16 protein-coding genes are annotated in these 15,004 nt (G+C 58.8%); 1 reads left to right on the top strand and 15 read right to left on the bottom strand.

Translation table 11 applies throughout. The features are described 5' to 3' along the window. Positions 1 to 30 precede the first annotated feature (30 nt). The 15 genes from rpsG to ABD112_RS01490 form a co-directional block, all read right to left on the bottom strand. Positions 31 to 501 (bottom strand): 30S ribosomal protein S7, encoded by a 471-nt coding sequence (gene rpsG, locus ABD112_RS01560; protein ID WP_010203848.1) that lies wholly within the window; start codon positions 499 to 501, stop codon positions 31 to 33. Then, the gene (gene rpsL / locus ABD112_RS01555; protein ID WP_097060154.1) at positions 501 to 875 is read right to left on the bottom strand and encodes a 30S ribosomal protein S12; all 375 of its coding nucleotides are present in this window, start codon (positions 873 to 875) and stop codon (positions 501 to 503) included. Before rpsL ends, rpsG begins: the two co-directional genes overlap by 1 nt. A gap of 333 nt (positions 876 to 1,208) precedes the next feature. After that, positions 1,209 to 2,075, bottom strand: coding sequence for a hypothetical protein (locus ABD112_RS01550; RefSeq protein WP_343922570.1), 867 nt, complete (start codon positions 2,073 to 2,075; stop codon positions 1,209 to 1,211). 125 nt (positions 2,076 to 2,200) lie between these two features. Further along, positions 2,201 to 2,854: a type IV pilus inner membrane component PilO gene (locus tag ABD112_RS01545; protein ID WP_343922568.1), complete on the bottom strand. Its 654-nt coding sequence runs from the start codon at positions 2,852 to 2,854 to the stop codon at positions 2,201 to 2,203. A 2-nt stretch (positions 2,855 to 2,856) separates the two neighbouring features. Then, entirely contained in the window at positions 2,857 to 3,627 is a 771-nt protein-coding gene (locus ABD112_RS01540) for a hypothetical protein (protein WP_343922566.1), read from the bottom strand. Further along, positions 3,624 to 4,670, bottom strand: coding sequence for a type IV pilus assembly protein PilM (pilM, locus tag ABD112_RS01535; protein WP_343922564.1), 1,047 nt, complete (start codon positions 4,668 to 4,670; stop codon positions 3,624 to 3,626). Before pilM ends, ABD112_RS01540 begins: the two co-directional genes overlap by 4 nt. 9 nt (positions 4,671 to 4,679) lie before the next feature. After that, entirely contained in the window at positions 4,680 to 5,501 is an 822-nt protein-coding gene (locus tag ABD112_RS01530) for a prepilin peptidase (RefSeq protein WP_343922732.1), read from the bottom strand. Between the two features lie 7 nt (positions 5,502 to 5,508). Then, a complete protein-coding gene (locus ABD112_RS01525) occupies positions 5,509 to 6,927 on the bottom strand; it encodes a hypothetical protein (RefSeq protein WP_343922563.1) in 1,419 nt (472 codons plus the stop codon). Continuing rightward, the gene (locus tag ABD112_RS01520) at positions 6,918 to 7,514 is read right to left on the bottom strand and encodes a prepilin-type N-terminal cleavage/methylation domain-containing protein (protein ID WP_343922561.1); all 597 of its coding nucleotides are present in this window, start codon (positions 7,512 to 7,514) and stop codon (positions 6,918 to 6,920) included. The genes ABD112_RS01525 and ABD112_RS01520 overlap by 10 nt, the downstream gene beginning before the upstream one ends. 1 nt (position 7,515) lies before the next feature. Next, on the bottom strand, positions 7,516 to 7,950 hold the full coding sequence (locus tag ABD112_RS01515) for a prepilin-type N-terminal cleavage/methylation domain-containing protein (RefSeq protein WP_343922559.1): 435 nt from the start codon (positions 7,948 to 7,950) through the stop codon (positions 7,516 to 7,518). Positions 7,951 to 8,090: 140 nt separating this feature from the next. Further along, positions 8,091 to 8,510, bottom strand: a complete 420-nt coding sequence (locus ABD112_RS01510) for a type II secretion system protein (RefSeq protein WP_343922557.1) — start codon at positions 8,508 to 8,510, stop codon at positions 8,091 to 8,093. Positions 8,511 to 8,732: 222 nt separating this feature from the next. After that, entirely contained in the window at positions 8,733 to 9,965 is a 1,233-nt protein-coding gene (locus ABD112_RS01505) for a type II secretion system F family protein (RefSeq protein ID WP_343922556.1), read from the bottom strand. A gap of 1 nt (position 9,966) precedes the next feature. Next, positions 9,967 to 11,187 carry a type IV pilus twitching motility protein PilT gene (locus tag ABD112_RS01500; protein ID WP_425563786.1) on the bottom strand — a complete coding sequence of 407 codons (1,221 nt, stop codon included), beginning with the start codon at positions 11,185 to 11,187 and terminating at the stop codon, positions 9,967 to 9,969. A gap of 591 nt (positions 11,188 to 11,778) precedes the next feature. Next, positions 11,779 to 13,449, bottom strand: coding sequence for a GspE/PulE family protein (locus tag ABD112_RS01495; RefSeq protein ID WP_343922554.1), 1,671 nt, complete (start codon positions 13,447 to 13,449; stop codon positions 11,779 to 11,781). A gap of 213 nt (positions 13,450 to 13,662) precedes the next feature. Beyond that, positions 13,663 to 14,181 (bottom strand): hypothetical protein, encoded by a 519-nt coding sequence (locus ABD112_RS01490; RefSeq protein ID WP_343922552.1) that lies wholly within the window; start codon positions 14,179 to 14,181, stop codon positions 13,663 to 13,665. Positions 14,182 to 14,291: 110 nt separating this feature from the next. Here ABD112_RS01490 and ABD112_RS01485 point away from each other — a divergent pair, with 110 nt between their 5' ends. Further along, a complete protein-coding gene (locus ABD112_RS01485; RefSeq protein ID WP_343922550.1) occupies positions 14,292 to 14,954 on the top strand; it encodes a LuxR C-terminal-related transcriptional regulator in 663 nt (220 codons plus the stop codon). The last annotated feature ends 50 nt before the right edge of the window (positions 14,955 to 15,004 follow it).

Genomic DNA, 15,004 nt, shown 5'->3' with positions numbered 1-15,004 from the left:
TTCTCTGACTCGCCTCACAACGAGTAGCTACTACCAGCGGTAGTGAGCGAATGCCTTGTTGGACTCGGCCATCTTGTGGGTGTCTTCACGACGCTTTACAGCGGCGCCAAGTCCATTCGATGCGTCCAAAATTTCGTTGGTGAGACGCTCAGTCATCGTCTTTTCACGACGACCCTTTGCGTAGCTCGTGAGCCAACGCAATGCAAGAGTGTTTGCACGGTGCGACTTGACCTCAACAGGAACCTGGTAGGTCGAGCCACCGACACGACGCGACTTGACCTCAAGGGTCGGACGCACGTTGTCGAGTGCCTTCTTGAGCGTGACGACGGCATCTTGGCCGGTCTTCTCGGTTACGCCTGCGAGTGCGCCGTAAACGATGCGCTCTGCAAGGCCCTTCTTGCCATCAAGAAGAATCTTGTTGACAAGCTGGCTAACAATGGGTGCGCCGTATACCGGATCTGCGACTACGGGACGCTTTGGTGCTGGTCCTTTACGAGGCATTACTTCTTATCCTTCTTCGCGCCGTAGAGGCTACGAGCCTGCTTACGGTTCTTAACGGCCTGGGTGTCGAGCGCTCCGCGAACGATCTTGTAGCGAACACCGGGGAGGTCCTTTACACGACCACCACGGATGAGCACCATCGAGTGCTCTTGAAGGTTGTGACCTTCTCCGGGAATGTACGCGGTGACCTCGGTGCCGTTAGAAAGCTTGACACGAGCAACCTTGCGGAGAGCCGAGTTCGGCTTCTTCGGAGTTGTTGTGTAGACACGCGTGCAAACGCCGCGCTGTTGCGGGTTGGACTTAAGGGCGGGAGCCTTGGTCTTAACGACCTTCGGCGAGCGTCCCTTACGCACCAACTGCTGAATGGTGGGCACTAAATTACTCCTTGATTTTGCTGCACGGTGACAGCGTCATGATGGTTAGCATTCGAAGCTCTTCGCAGAACTTCGAGTTCATCTGGACCCACGCGCCAGCCGAACGAATCGGATGCTTTGTGGATATGCCGTGGGGGTCAGCCAGAAGGCTGAACCCTGTGGTGTGGAGTGACTGGCGCGAGAACCCCGCAATTGCGGTTTGGGCCGAAGGGCACGGTTCAAGCGCACGACAAAGCGCACACCTCAGAAAGAATAGCCCCCGGACCGGCCGGGGTCAAATGGTCACAGCCCACACGCAGTAAGCAAAACTGGCTGATGGCTGCGCAATCATGACTAGTGCTGAGCTGCAGATTTCTCAGCGAGCTCGGCTTCCCACTGAGTGCGGGATTCGCGGTTGCGTTCGGTGACCTTGCGGCCTCGCTTAGCTACTAGCGCACCGGTCCACAGGGAGACCTCACGGGCGATCAGTCCCCCGGCGATTACTCGTGGGTCAATGAGCGCCAGCGCGAAGAGAAGTTGCGCCTGCTCTTGAGTGTTTTGGATGATGCCGTTGGCAAGCAACAGCACGCCGACTGTACCGAAGTAGACGACCAGCCCGACGATGATGCTGCCAAACACGTGTGCCGCCCAGCCTGCACGGTTGACGATGAGCGCAATGATGAGCGCGCCAAGGGCAAAGAACGCGATGGGCACGTAGAACGCGGGCTGCTGCACAAAGCCGATATCCGCTCGGCCAACCTGCACAGAGTTGATGATCGCTACGGCGATGGCAAAGACGATTGCGAACACCAGGGTGGATACCAGCGCAATGAATACGCCAAAGCCACGGTTGCCCGCAACCTTCGGGGGCGTAGGAGCGGTCATATAGACCACGCGGGGCTCGCCAGCTGACGTCGTGCTCGACGTTCCCGAGGTTCCCGTAGCGTTTGTTTCAGCCTCAGCAACAATTTCGGGCTCGTACTCGACTACAGGCTCCGCGAGCGGCTCGGCTTCTGCTTCGACCGTCGCATCGTCGTAGACGGAATCGGCCGTGGATGCGGAGCCTGACGCTGAGGTCGATGATTCGACCTCAGGCTCCACGAGAGGCGTTGCCGTGGTTGTTGTTCCGTCATCAGAGACCGTCTCGTCAACGACTACGGCATCCTCAATGTTGTCCTGGTTGTGATCGGATGAACCACGCTCTACAGATGGGTCGGTCATGACTGTTGCCTCCTCGTTCCAGCGACTGATGAACCTAGTCTACTGAGCGAAGGTTCAAAAGTGAGAAGAACGCCACGACAGTGTGCGTCGTGGCGTTCTTCGGCAGCAGTATGCACCGGACCTGCTTACGGAGCAGGCTCAGCATCCACAGGTTCAGCGGGTGTCGGGCTTGGCGGTGGCGCTGATGGGTCGACCAGCACATATACCAGGCCGGAAATGTCGCCGTTATAGCTTTCTGATTCCTGACCGTCTTCCGAGACCTGATCGTCTTCCGCGACTGTGAGCGTGGTAACAAGAAACAAGCGCGTCCCGAACTGCAGGTCACTGAGGAATTCGATAACCTGCGCACGACTACCGGTCACCGACAGGTTGATAGGAATGGCAATGAAATTCTGATCAGTCACCAACGGATTCGTGGTTCCCGAACTGGGGGCGGCGATATAGGCCTGCCCGTCTCCCGCGCCGAATTCAGTCAGCACGACGCCACTTGACGCCTCCAATCGATGGAGCTCACCAAGGAAGCTCGACAACTCGTCACCGGGAGGAAGGAGCGCCTGTGCGCTTTTCAACTCGAGCTTAAACGAGTCAAGCTGCTCGAACTCTTCCTTGAGCTGGGCCAACCTGGCTTCGTGGAGTTGATTCTGCGTCTCGACAGCCGTTCGCTGCTCGCCGGCCGCGTTCATCTCATCGATCTTCGGCGCTACCCCGATGAACCATCCGAGCGCGAAGATGGCGACACCGATAACACCGGCAATGATCATCCAGAGTCTGTTATTCATGATCACTCATCCCCACTGGTGCCGGCATCCGTGGACGAGCCATCGTCTGTCGATGCCGCATCTTCCGTTGCCGCTTCTTTGTCGGCCGCGGCCTGTTCCCTCGCGGCCAGTGCCTCCTCATCGAACCGAAGCAGCAGCGCGTCTGCGTTGATATGCATCGTGATCGTCACCTCGTAGAGCCCGGACTGTGGGTTCAAGCTGACTGAGCCAGGGGTCGCGTCAACGTAACCAGTGAGCTTTGCTAGGGCATCGAGCCACGTTTCAACGTTCGGCAGCGAAGTGCTGGTCGCAGTGAATCTGAGTTCACCGATGCGGTCACCCTGAAGCGGAACGGATGGCTGCACAAAATCGGCGATGGGCGTCGCGGTCTCGGCAGACACATTCGTGACGAGGGTTCCACTGGGAAGACTCTTTTGGATGCTAACCAAGTAGGCCTTCCAATCAATTTCCGTCGACGTTCCGACCTGCTGTGCAGCATTCGCAGCCGCCAGCATGCTTTGAACTTGCTGCACTTCGGAATACTTGGATTGTTCCTGCACCAACTCGTCGGTCCTGAGGTTTGCCGCGTCGAGCCGTCCTTGCTCAACCACCGTGAGTACCGATACGGCCGCATAGGCTGCAAGCACCAGCACCACCGACAGCACCACGAGCACACTTGCGGTGCGCCTCATTACACGAGCTTGCGCCGCGATTCCGACCTCGGGTGGAAGCAGGTTGGCTTGAGCCGGACCGCCTACTACTAGACGCCCGTTGCTCTGCTTTTTACCACTCATGCCGCAACACCCCCCAACGCAAGCCCCAGGGCCACGTTGAGCCCAGACTGAGTCTGGGCTCCCTTGGCCGCATCCTTGGCTACGTCAATATTTCCAAATGTGTCGGCGAGGACGACTGGAATCCTCGTTATCTCAGAGAACGCGTCCGCTAGGCCCACGAGTTGGGCCCCTCCGCCCGAAAGGACGATGCCAGCAAACGGCTCATTCTGACGGGAGTTCGCAAAATAGCCCAACGTCTCCCGCAAATTATACAGCAGTGTGCCGCTTACGTCGCGAATTACGGCGACTGCGGGAGCTTGCTCAGCCGTTGCCGAAGCTCCCGAGAGTCCGAGTTGGCGCTTCAACGCCTCGGCGTCGGTGATCGAAATCTCTAACCGATCAGAAAGAGCGACAGTCAGGTCGTGGCTACCATTCGCTATAGTTCGCACGAACTGTGGCACACCTCCTGTCGTTACGATCACGTTAGTAGTGCGGGCACCAATCTCGACGTGCGCGACGTTCCCCACCAAGCGTGCGGCAGCTGTGAGCCGAGGCAGGGCGAACGGAATCAGATCGACCCCGACCGGAGTCAATCCGGCGGCCTGCACTGCTCTAACATTGGCGAGCACTGATTCCTTGACAACGGCAACTAGCAACCCGTTCACGACGGGCCCCGACTCTGACGCTGCCTCCGAAATTGGATAGAAGTCCAAAATAGCGTCGGCGACGGGCACCGGCAACATTGCCTGGACGTGGGTCGGCAGCGACTGTCGAATCTCGGTCAAGCTGAGCTTAGGAACGGTGAGGTCGCGAACTAACACCTTGGAGTTTCCGACGCCAAGCACAACATTTTTGCTGCTGAATTTCGCCGAACTCCACAATTGTTTGAGTGCTGCGGCGACGGTGTTGACTTCAAGCACCTCGCCCGCGTGCACGGCTCCCTCTGGCAGCGGCATCGTAAAGAATCGCACGACCGACGGCCGTTTCGATCCAATGCCCGCGACCTCAACCGCTCGAATCGCGCCAGAGCCGATATCGACCCCAACCAACTGTGTAATAGCCATAACTTCCCCCTAGTTAATCCCGAACAGTTGCAAGTAGCCACTCATCATGGCAGCACCGAAGTAAATTCCCACCCATGCGCCCAGAAGCATCCACGGACCGAACGGAATTGCCGACGTGCGCGAAGCGCGACGCATCAGCACCAGGGCGATCGAAAAAATCCCACCCAGGAAAAACGCCGCGAATGCGCCGACCACTAGGGTCTGCCATCCGAGAAACCCGAGAAACACACCAAGCACACCTGCGAGCTTAACGTCGCCCATGCCCATTCCGCGCGGATACACCAGCGCGAGCAGAAAGTAGAAGCCGAACATCGCTACTGCACCGATCACCGCTGACAGTAGTGCGGCATAGTCCGCTATGAGCACCGCAGCTGCACCAAGCAGTACAGCTGCCACTACGTAACCGGGTAACACGATGCTATTGGGAAGCCGATGATGATCGATGTCAATCAGGGCTAGGGCCACAGAAACTGCGGCGAGGTACAGGTACGCGACAAGCACCAGAGCGGCACCGACGTACTCTCCGGTTGATACAACTGTCGACGTCGGAACCCAACCGAAAATGAACCAGCCGGCCACGGCAGCAAAGAACAGGCCGGTCGCGAGCTCCACCAGGATGTAGCGGCGCGAGATGGGCGCTTGGCAATCGCGGCATTTGCCACGCAGGAAGAGCCAGGACAACACAGGTACGTTGTCCCGGCGCCGAATCGGCTCGCCGCAGTTCGGGCAAGCGCTCGGCGGAGACACAATTGATTGCTTCGCCGGCACCCGATAAACGACAACGTTAAGAAACGAGCCGATGAGCAGTCCAAAGGCTCCGACCAAGACCACCAGGATGCTAGCCAGCACTGAGATCTCGCATAGTGATTAAGCCACCAGGTTGAGGTTTCGTCACCTGCGGTGTCACCGTGGCTTGGTCGAAGTCGACGCCAGCAGCTCCCACTTGAACGAAGGTAAAGCTCGGGTTGTTCTTAATTTCGCTGTAGTCGCCGGCGTAAATTTGGCCGTTCCAGGTGAACCCGTTCTTGCCGTCGAATGCACACGGGGTGTAAAGCAAGGCCGCGATCGGTGCTTTCACTTCGAAACCGTTCTTTACCGAAAAGTCTCCCTGCGTGGAAGCACAGGTTGGTGATTTGTCTCCCGCGGGACCGTTATCCGGGGTGATAAACCAGATGCGGTGACTCGCCGTGCTCGACGATGTGAATGACAAGGAGTTCACTCCGCCGAAATCGAACTTATTCGCGAAGACCACGACATCGCTCGTGAGCTTAACGGTTGTGTTGTTGTTGGCGGAAACGCCTCCCGAACATGCGAGCGCGTTCAGAATGAGAGGGTATCCGGGGGTCGTTCCACCGAGGTTGCCAGAACTTAGTGTGCAACTCGATGGCATCGGCCGAACTTCGTAAGGAAGACCTGCTGTGGTCCGCCAATCCGATGGCTTATAGGTTATGTTTACCCACTCGGGGGCTGCCGGAGTGGCCGCATTCTGGGTGTAGGTTCCTCCGACCTTCGACCCGGGCGGGTTCGGCGATACCGAGCCGGACGTGAGATTTCCGTCGATCCGGCCGGATCCGAGGGTCGTGTGTCCGGTGACTACTGCACTGCCAGTCACGGTACACTTTCCCCCGAATGACAGGTCGCCGCGGACCATTATGCTTCCGTTGATCACGCCGTTGTTCTTGTTGCAGTCCAGCCTGCCGTTCTTGACGATCAGGCCAGTGTTGCCGCCCTCAGAAAGGTCAAGCGACGAGTTGGCCTCGATGATGGCACCATCGTGCAAATACATGCCGACCCCACTCGGATTCACGCCAGGGACGATGTACTGGTACACCGCCTGCACTGTGGAGGTGTCACCAGCAGACACCCCCGACACAGCCGGAGCTGCTGCCGTTCCGGTCGAGCTGATGCGTACTTGAGAGGTTAGGGCGTTCGGGCATCCCGTTACCCAACCGGAGCCATTGTTTCGCTCGACGGTCGCTCGGTATTTAGGTGAGCCTGCAGAGACGTAGATACCTGGCGTGGACTGTGAGTTGCAGTTGGATGCGGTATAAAGGCTGGCCCGAGCCGCAGTAATACCTGCGTCTGCCGCGGCATGAGACTGTACTGACGCCCGGGAGAACGTGCTGAACCCCAGACCGTGCACAACCGACGACACGATGAGAGTGGTCAGGATAAGCCCCATCGCAAAGACGCCGAGCACGGCGACTAACGCTGAACCATCTTCTGACCGTACGGGAATGAATCGCTTTAGAAACATGTCAAACTCCCTGATGCTCCGGCTCGACTGGTTGCCGAGCTTGTGATGTCGATAGGTCGGTGCGCGCCGTCCAAACCGAGGATGGATATAGATAGGCGATCATTCAACGCACTAAAAATGGCGGTTCCTGACGCTGGTTGAACATCTGCGGTCAGCAGCGTCCAGGTGGCGACTTCGGCTGCCGTCGGGGGCAAAATTGCGAGATCGGAGCTCGTGAACCACACCTTGTTGTCCACAGCCGAGTAGTACCAGGCTTCACAACTCCAGTCGAGGATCGCGCCTGATCCGGCACGACGAGCGACCAGCAACTGGTCGTCGCCCACAGGAGCGGAAAGTTGGAAGTCCGACGAGTTTCGGATTCCGGTGACAACGGATCGAGCAACCAATTGCCCTGCAGTCGAGTTCTGAGTCATGCTGACCACCGTCTTCGACGTGGTGACGGCGCTGAAAATCATGCCGCCCGCGATGGCAACAATGAAGGAGAGGAGGAGCGCATAGATCAACAGCTCGATTAGCGTGAAGCCTTGCTCGTCTGCGGCAACATCATTTGCGTCAGTTCCTTTCGAGGCCCCGGTGTACTGGCTCATGTCACGACTCCGCAATGAAGATATAGGTCGTCGTGGACGTGACCACGACGTTGGTGTCCATTCGCGTGACGACGACTTTCACCGGTACTGATACTGGGTTTTCCGGAGAAGGCGAGCAAGAACCGACGGTTGTCGACATCGTGAGCTCCACGGCCCGAGCGTCGGTGATGCTTGTGTTCCCTGGGTCTAGGTCGCTGCAGCGCGTCCAGCTGCGTGCTCGCTCGAGCTCATCGTTGGCGAGCTGCGTTGCCGTCGCCAGCGTTGCACTGGACGAAGCCTGTTTGAGACCGCTGAGAAGTACCGGAACCAACGCTGTGGCGAGGATGGCCAACAGCAGCATCGAGACCACAATCTCGATGAGTCCAATTCCGTCATCGGAGTTCCGCAACTGCTGCGCGACCGGCGGTGCGGTCTCGCGCTTGCGTGGCGTGTTCACGGATCCTCCCCCAGAGCGTCATTGCTATTGAATGGCCACGACACCGTCGGATGGAGCGGCGTTGGAGCCAAAATCGTGTTCGGTTAAGTGGTGAGGATGGGGTGCCACTTCTGCGGCACCCCATCCTCGGTGGCTGTTAACTAAGCGCAGGCGCCATCGGTAACTCCGCCAGTGTCACTGACGCTGAACGCTTCACCGGTCGTGCTGGTTGCGTTGATGCAGAAAGGTGTTCCCGAAGCGGTCGGCGCCGTGCCGAACGTGATTCCCGCGGCACTTACTGCGCCGCCCGATGTGAAGCCATAGTCGGCAAGCGCGGCGGCGGTGAGAGCCGGCGCACCGGCACCTGGGTTGTCGGTGTACCAGGCAACCACGGCGATCTTCGAGTTGGCCAGGTCAGACTTGACCGAGCTGTCAGTCGCGCTGTTCTGGACTCCGATGTAAATCGGAATGGCGATCGCGGCAAGGATGCCGATGATGATTACCACGACGAGCAGCTCGATGAGGGTGAAGCCCTCTTCGCGCTTGATGCCGGCGCGGTGGTCGTTAAGTTCTTTCTTCATTCGTGTAAGCATGCGATTCATCTCTGTCTCTTTTAGTAAAATGGACAGGGCCCCCAATGAAACTTGACCCCCTCAGACCATCGTCGCCTCCACGTTCGCTGGGCGTAATCCCGCAAACGGGGTACATTCAATCGTTTCTCGACCCCAATGCAGGGGTGGACAAGATTGCCACGATGAGTACACAACTATTCCGTGGTTTACTAAGCACCCCGCGAGCAGGCGTTACCCTCCGAGCAGCGTGAAGATACTGAAGATCGGCAGATAGAGGGCGACGATCATTCCACCGATGACGACGCCAAGGAAGGCGATCATGAGCGGCTCGATCATGGCGGTCAGTTGCTCCGTGGCAGACTGCACTTCCTCGTCGTAGAAGTCGGCGATCTTCTCCAACATCTGCTCAAGCGCACCAGCATCCTCACCGACGGCGATCATCTGTGTGACCATCGACGGAAACACCTTCTCCTGTGACAGGGGCTCAGCGACTGTGCGCCCCTGACGCACTGACTCTGCGACCTTTCGCAGGGCTTCTTCCATGACCCAGTTTCCTGAGGTCTCTCCCACGATGTGGAGCACTTGAAGGATCGGGACGCCGGCGGCCATCATGGCAGAGAAGTTGCGGCTGAACCGCCCGATCGCGATCTTTCGGAACAACTGGCCAAACACCGGGATTCGTAGCTTCAGTGGATCCACTACTCGCCGAACTTGCTCGGCGTTCTTGTTGCGGTTCCACCAGATGGAAAAAATGATCCCGGAAATGATCATCAGCGGCAAGAACCACCACATGATGCTTGAGAGCCACACCAACATTTGGGTGGGAAGAGGAAGTGCGCTCCCGAACCCCTCAAACATCGTCTGGAAGATCGGAACTATGAAAACGAGCATGGCGATCACCGCAACGATAGCCATGATGAACACGATTACCGGATAAGTCATAGCCGACTTAATGGTTCCCCGAAGCTTGACTTCCGACTCAAAGTTCTTGGCGACCGAGAGCAGTGCCCCATCAAGGAATCCGCCGGTCTCACCGGCACGGATCAGGCTGATCATGATCGGAGGGAACACCCGGCTGTGCCGTGCCGTTGCTTCTGACAGAGAAGAGCCAGATTCCACCTCGCGCGTGATCGAGGTGAGGATCTTCTTGAGTTCGGGGTTGACGGTCTGCTCGGCGAGGATCGCCAGAGTGCGCAAGAGGGAGAGGCCCGAGGTGATCATCGTGGCCATCTGACGGCTCATGACGGCCAGGTCCTTCAGTTTAACCTTCGTGCCGAACGAGCCCAGATTGATCTCCATTTGGAGACCGGTGGCCCCGGATGCTTCCTCAATCGACAGCGGGGAGATTCCCATCGTGCGCAGTCGATTTGCGACAGCGCCTTCGGTCATCGCATCGATACGGCCCTTGACGACCTTCCCGCTCGAATCCCGCCCTTTGTACGTAAACGTTGCCGCACTAGCCATGTCAGTTCCCCATTCCGGAGAAGCTTTCGCTGAAGTCGTGAGCGGCAGCCGCCATCTGAGTAGATGCGGCGCCCCCACCAGAATCGACCCGGTTAATGAGTCGCTTCAACCCCTCGAGGTCTTGCGCTTTCTCCATCGCCGCCGCGTGGGTGATTTTGCCGTTGTCGACCAATTCAGCGAGATGCTGATCCATCGAGTACATTCCAAGATCGCGGCCAGCCTGAAGTGCGGTAGGAATCTGGTAGGTCTTACCTTCACGGATCAGGTTGGCGATTGCCGGAGTGGCCACCATTACTTCAGTAGCGACAACTCGTCCCTTTCCGCTTGCCCTCTTTACCAGCGTCTGGCACACAACACCCTGAAGGGTCGAGGCCAGTTGCGCGCGCACCTGCTCTTGCTGGTGCGGCGGGAAGACGTCAATGACACGGTCGATAGTGGATGCCGCGTTCTGCGTGTGCAGAGTGGCGAACACGAGGTGACCGGTTTCAGCAGCGGTCAGCGCAACCGAAATCGTCTCAAGGTCTCGGAGCTCGCCGATCAGAATCACGTCAGGGTCCTGGCGAAGTACGTGCTTGAGTGCAGAAGCGAAGCTGTGAGTGTCGCTTCCGACTTCACGCTGGTTAATTAGTGACCGCTTGTTGCCGTGCATGAATTCAATCGGGTCTTCGACGGTCACAATGTGGTCGGTACGCGTGCGGTTTACCAAATCCACTAGGGCTGCGAGCGTCGTGGACTTTCCCGAACCGGTTGGACCAGTGACCAGCACGAGACCACGAGCCAATTCCGCAAAGCGCGATACCGTATCGGGAATTCCCAGCTGTTCGAGCGGCTTGATCTCGGTCGGGATGAGACGGAATGCACCACCTATTGCATCGCGTTGACGGTAATAGTTCACGCGAAAACGGGCGCTGTCGGACACCGCGAATGCGAAGTCGAGTTCGAGGTTCTCTTCAAATGTCGCAGCTTGGGCAGGCGTGAGCAGGCTCGCAAGTGCGTCGGAAACCCGGTTCTTATCCCACACTGTGGAGTCTGGAAGGGGTTGCAACGCGCCATCGATTCGCAGCATTGGTGGCGCGTTCGACGTCACGTGAAGGTCAGAAGCGATCAATCGCACAACATCCCGAAGTGCAGCAAGCAACTGGGGGTCAGCGTCAGGGCGCACGGTGCCGCCAGTTTCGCCGAGACCAGACGGATCGATGTCTTCCTCGAGCGGTTCAGGCAAGCTCGGGACCGGCGGTGGAAACCCGCCAAGGGGCGCTGAATCGAGTGGCTCCGCCTCGTCCGGCGGCGTAACGTTCGGTGACGCTGTCGCAGGCGGCGAAGTAGATGCGGTCTCTGTAGGCATCGCGAAGGCGGAAGGCGGCTGCGTGGTCGAGGTTGCTGGCTGCGGCGCGGCAGGCTGAACGAACGAGGCGGCAGGCGCCGCCGTCTGAGGCGGAGCCGTCGGCGCGGTAGGCGGAGCCATCTGAGGCGGAGCCATCGACGAAGCAGGCACCGTCCTCTGAGGCGGAGCCATCGGTGGAACGGCGGTGGTAGGTGCCGCCGTAGGCGCCCCAACTGGTGCCGAATGAGGCGGCGTTGCGTGCGGCTGCGACGTGGACTCCGCGCCTGAAGTTTGCGGCGCAGCTGCGCCCGGCATCGCTGGCGGCGGTGCGGTCTCGTACGCGGACGCTGGAACCGGTGTGTTCAGTGGCGGAAACCCCTCCGTCGACTGATTGCGAATGCGCGAGCGCAGTGGACTCGCCGTATCGGAAATCGGAATCTCATGTACTTCTCTGCTCATCAGGTCCCCCCAGGATCTTGTTCGCCCACATTAGGCAACTACCCGCAAAATTTCTTCTACGGAGGTGAGCCCCATCTGAACTTTCTTCCAACCGTCCTCGCGCAGTGGGACCATCCCCTGCGAGCGTGCGGTTCGGGCAATATCGGCTGCGGACGCACGGTCCACCGCCATCCGTTCGATCTCCTCAGACATCTGCATGACTTCGTGAATGGCGATACGACCGCGGTATCCGGTTCCCGAACAGGTCTGGCAGCCGCCGGGGCGAAACAGAGTCGGCAGAGGTTGGCTTGGATCGTATCCGACCCGCAGGTTCGTCAACGCGGTCGCATCGTGCTGATACGGCTGCTTGCACCGGTCACACAACCGCCGAGCGAGACGCTGCGCGACGACGCAGTCGATGGCAGACCCAACCAAGAAAGGCTCGATATCCATTTCAGTAAGACGCGTAACAGCACTCGGAGCATTGTTGGTGTGAAGAGTAGAGAGTACAAGGTGACCTGTGAGGGCCGCCTCGATGGCGATCTGCGCCGTCTCATGGTCGCGGATCTCACCGATGAGAACCACGTCGGGGTCGGAACGAAGTATGGACCGCAGCGCGCTCGCGAAGGTGAGGCCCGCTTTCGCGTTGACCTGCACCTGGTTGATGCCCGCCATCCGGTATTCCACCGGATCCTCGACGGTAATCACGTTGATCTCTGGCTTCGCCACCGCATGCAGCGTCGTGTATAGAGTCGTCGACTTACCGGAACCAGTCGGTCCGGTAACCAAAATCATGCCGTAAGGCTTCGTAAACGACGACCGGAAGCTGTCCAAATTGTGGTCAAGCATCGCCAAGTCGCTCAGAGCCATGCTGGATTGTGCGTTGTCAAGAATACGCATGACGACCTTTTCGCCCCATACAGTAGGCAACGTGGCTACTCGAAGGTCGATCTTTCGGCCGCCGTGACTGACCGACATGCGGCCATCCTGCGGTTTGCGGCGTTCCGCGATGTCGATATCGCTCATGATCTTCAGTCGAGAGATCACACCGTTCTGGATTGACTTCGGTGCCTGCTGCATCTCGTGGAGCACACCGTCAATGCGGTAGCGGACATCGAGCTGGCGTTCGGCTGGTTCGATGTGAATATCTGATGCACGGTCTTGGATGGCCTGGCTGATCAACAGATTCACGAAACGTACGATCGGCGCATCATCCTGTTGCGGCTCCTGCCCGCCGGCAAGCGCCACGTCAGTTCCGACGTTTTCTTCTTCGAGCTCTGAGGTGAGGTCGTTGAGTTCACCGTCTGCGCGGTGAAAGCGGTCAATGGCGCTAAGCAGGTCGGAGCGCTCTGCGACAGCGAGATGAATCTGCATCTTCGTTGCGGCACGCACATCATCAATGGCGAAGATGTTTCCGGGATCAACCATTGCCAGGGTCAGGAATCCCTCGCCTACGGCGATCGGCAAAACTTCGTGGCGGCGGCAGAGTGCTACAGGCACCAGTGAAACAGCGACTCGATCAACAGGGTGCTCGATGAGTTCGATGAATGGCAACCCTGCTTGGGCTGCACGGGCCGAGGCTACCTGGGCTTCGCTGAGGACGCCCTTCTCAACAAGGGCGCGAACCGAACTCTCTTCCTCGCCCCAGCCATCAGTAAAAGAGTCGAGGCTTTCAATGGGCATGACCCCACGCAGAATGAGAATCTCCGTCAATGAAGTCATAGAACTTCCCCCTAAAGTCGCTCCTCCCAGCGCTGGTGCCTCGTCGGATGAGGCGGCATTCAACACCGAGATGTCAATCTAACGCGCCGGGGCACCTCACCGCCATACCCATTATCGGGGGGTATACGCCCCGCGCGGTCTACTAGCGAGAGCCTGACTAGCGCTGCTGTGGAACTGGCGTTCCTTGCTGCAGATTCCCGGCGTTGAGCCGCTTCAGGAAGCCCATTCGCCGCGAGTCGCGGCATTGAGTGCCAAATTGGCGTTCTTTTCGACGTAGGCGGCCAATCGTGGAATCGCACACTCGTTGATCACGTCAATGATGTCTTGCCCGTGACGATGAGCGCGCGCACTTACGGTTGAACGGGCCTCGGCGGCGCACGTGTCGCACGGCGCAGTAGCGCGCCCACTTTCGCCTGTGCAGTGGCGGTCTTCGTGAAGAGCAACCGCGAGTTGCATCGAGACGAGTTCGAGAGTCTCCACAAGTGAGTGAAGAAGATCGTGCGGCCACTGCCCTTGTCGATCGAAGACCGCGAATTCCGATGCCCGGCACGCCACGCATCCGGTCGCTGTTCCGCCTACAGGGCCGCGCCACTCGGAGACAGTGCGGTACCACCGCTGAAGAGAGCACTCAATGAGATCGTTAACCGCGTGACGATTCACAAGCCCTCCGCCCCCTTGATTGTTGTGACCAATCGATCGTCGCACCACGACGACACTTGCGGCAGTCGTCATAATCAATGACACCCGTTCGGGGGGCAGACAGAAAGTTCCGGTACGGTTGTCGTAGGCGAATGCGAATATATGTCGCGGCCTAGTTCACCCTGACCCGAACGGGGACACGATTGATAACGCAAGGTGATGTTCAGCGCACGTATCGCGTGGGGCATGTTGACGACCACGAAACTGTGCAGCTGGGCTTCGCCGCCCTGCTCTCGCAGTGCCCTGATATCAGCCTCGAGGCATCCGTATCGAGCGTGCGTGAACTGAGTTCAGTCGCTGATCGCCTCGATTTGGTGGTTCTCGATGTACGCCTCTCTGACGGCAGCACAGTAGAGAACAATGTCGCCTGGCTGCGCGAGCAGGGAATCAACGTGCTGGTCTTCACAGCTGCAGACAACGCTGGCGAGGTCCGCGCAGCCTCCCGCGCCGGCGTACTGGGCATCATGCGCAAGTCTGAATCCCGTGGGGTCATTGTCGATGCGGTTCGACAGGCTGCGCTCGGCAACCCTGTCGTGACAACTGACTGGGCAGCAGCCCTTGACTCCGATCCCGAACTTGCCGCCGCCGGGCTGAGCCCCAAGGAACAAGAAGTGCTTGCGCACTACGCCTCAGGCGACAAGTCGATCGCGGTGGCTCATCGCGCCGGACTATCGTCGAGCACCGTCGCGGAATACGTTCGCCGCATCCGCCACAAGTACGCGATGGTCGGCCGACCAGCGCATACCAAAGTTGACCTCTATAAGCGCGCTGTCGAAGATGGCATCCTTCCTCCCCCCAACTCGTGAACAGCTCCTCGCCACGTACCCCAACAACCGCCAGCGCCGAACTCGGTGTC

The organism is Rhodoglobus aureus (assembly GCF_039527955.1).
Lineage (GTDB): Bacteria > Actinomycetota > Actinomycetes > Actinomycetales > Microbacteriaceae > Rhodoglobus > Rhodoglobus aureus.
This window is presented reverse-complemented; position numbering and strand designations above follow the sequence as displayed.

Excerpts from the sequence above, each read along its gene's own strand:
- ABD112_RS01525 (WP_343922563.1), bottom strand. The coding sequence starts at position 6,927 with ATGTTTCTAAAGCGATTCATTCCCGTACGGTCAGAAGATGGTTCAGCG.
- rpsG (WP_010203848.1), bottom strand. The coding sequence starts at position 501 with ATGCCTCGTAAAGGACCAGCACCAAAGCGTCCCGTAGTCGCAGATCCG.
- ABD112_RS01505 (WP_343922556.1), bottom strand. The coding sequence starts at position 9,965 with ATGGCTAGTGCGGCAACGTTTACGTACAAAGGGCGGGATTCGAGCGGG.
- ABD112_RS01550 (WP_343922570.1), bottom strand. The coding sequence starts at position 2,075 with ATGACCGACCCATCTGTAGAGCGTGGTTCATCCGATCACAACCAGGAC.
- ABD112_RS01520 (WP_343922561.1), bottom strand. The coding sequence starts at position 7,514 with ATGAGCCAGTACACCGGGGCCTCGAAAGGAACTGACGCAAATGATGTT.
- ABD112_RS01490 (WP_343922552.1), bottom strand. The coding sequence starts at position 14,181 with ATGACGACTGCCGCAAGTGTCGTCGTGGTGCGACGATCGATTGGTCAC.
- pilM (WP_343922564.1), bottom strand. The coding sequence starts at position 4,670 with ATGGCTATTACACAGTTGGTTGGGGTCGATATCGGCTCTGGCGCGATT.
- ABD112_RS01495 (WP_343922554.1), bottom strand. The coding sequence starts at position 13,449 with ATGACTTCATTGACGGAGATTCTCATTCTGCGTGGGGTCATGCCCATT.
- ABD112_RS01545 (WP_343922568.1), bottom strand. The coding sequence starts at position 2,854 with ATGAATAACAGACTCTGGATGATCATTGCCGGTGTTATCGGTGTCGCC.
- ABD112_RS01540 (WP_343922566.1), bottom strand. The coding sequence starts at position 3,627 with ATGAGTGGTAAAAAGCAGAGCAACGGGCGTCTAGTAGTAGGCGGTCCG.
- ABD112_RS01510 (WP_343922557.1), bottom strand. The coding sequence starts at position 8,510 with ATGAAGAAAGAACTTAACGACCACCGCGCCGGCATCAAGCGCGAAGAG.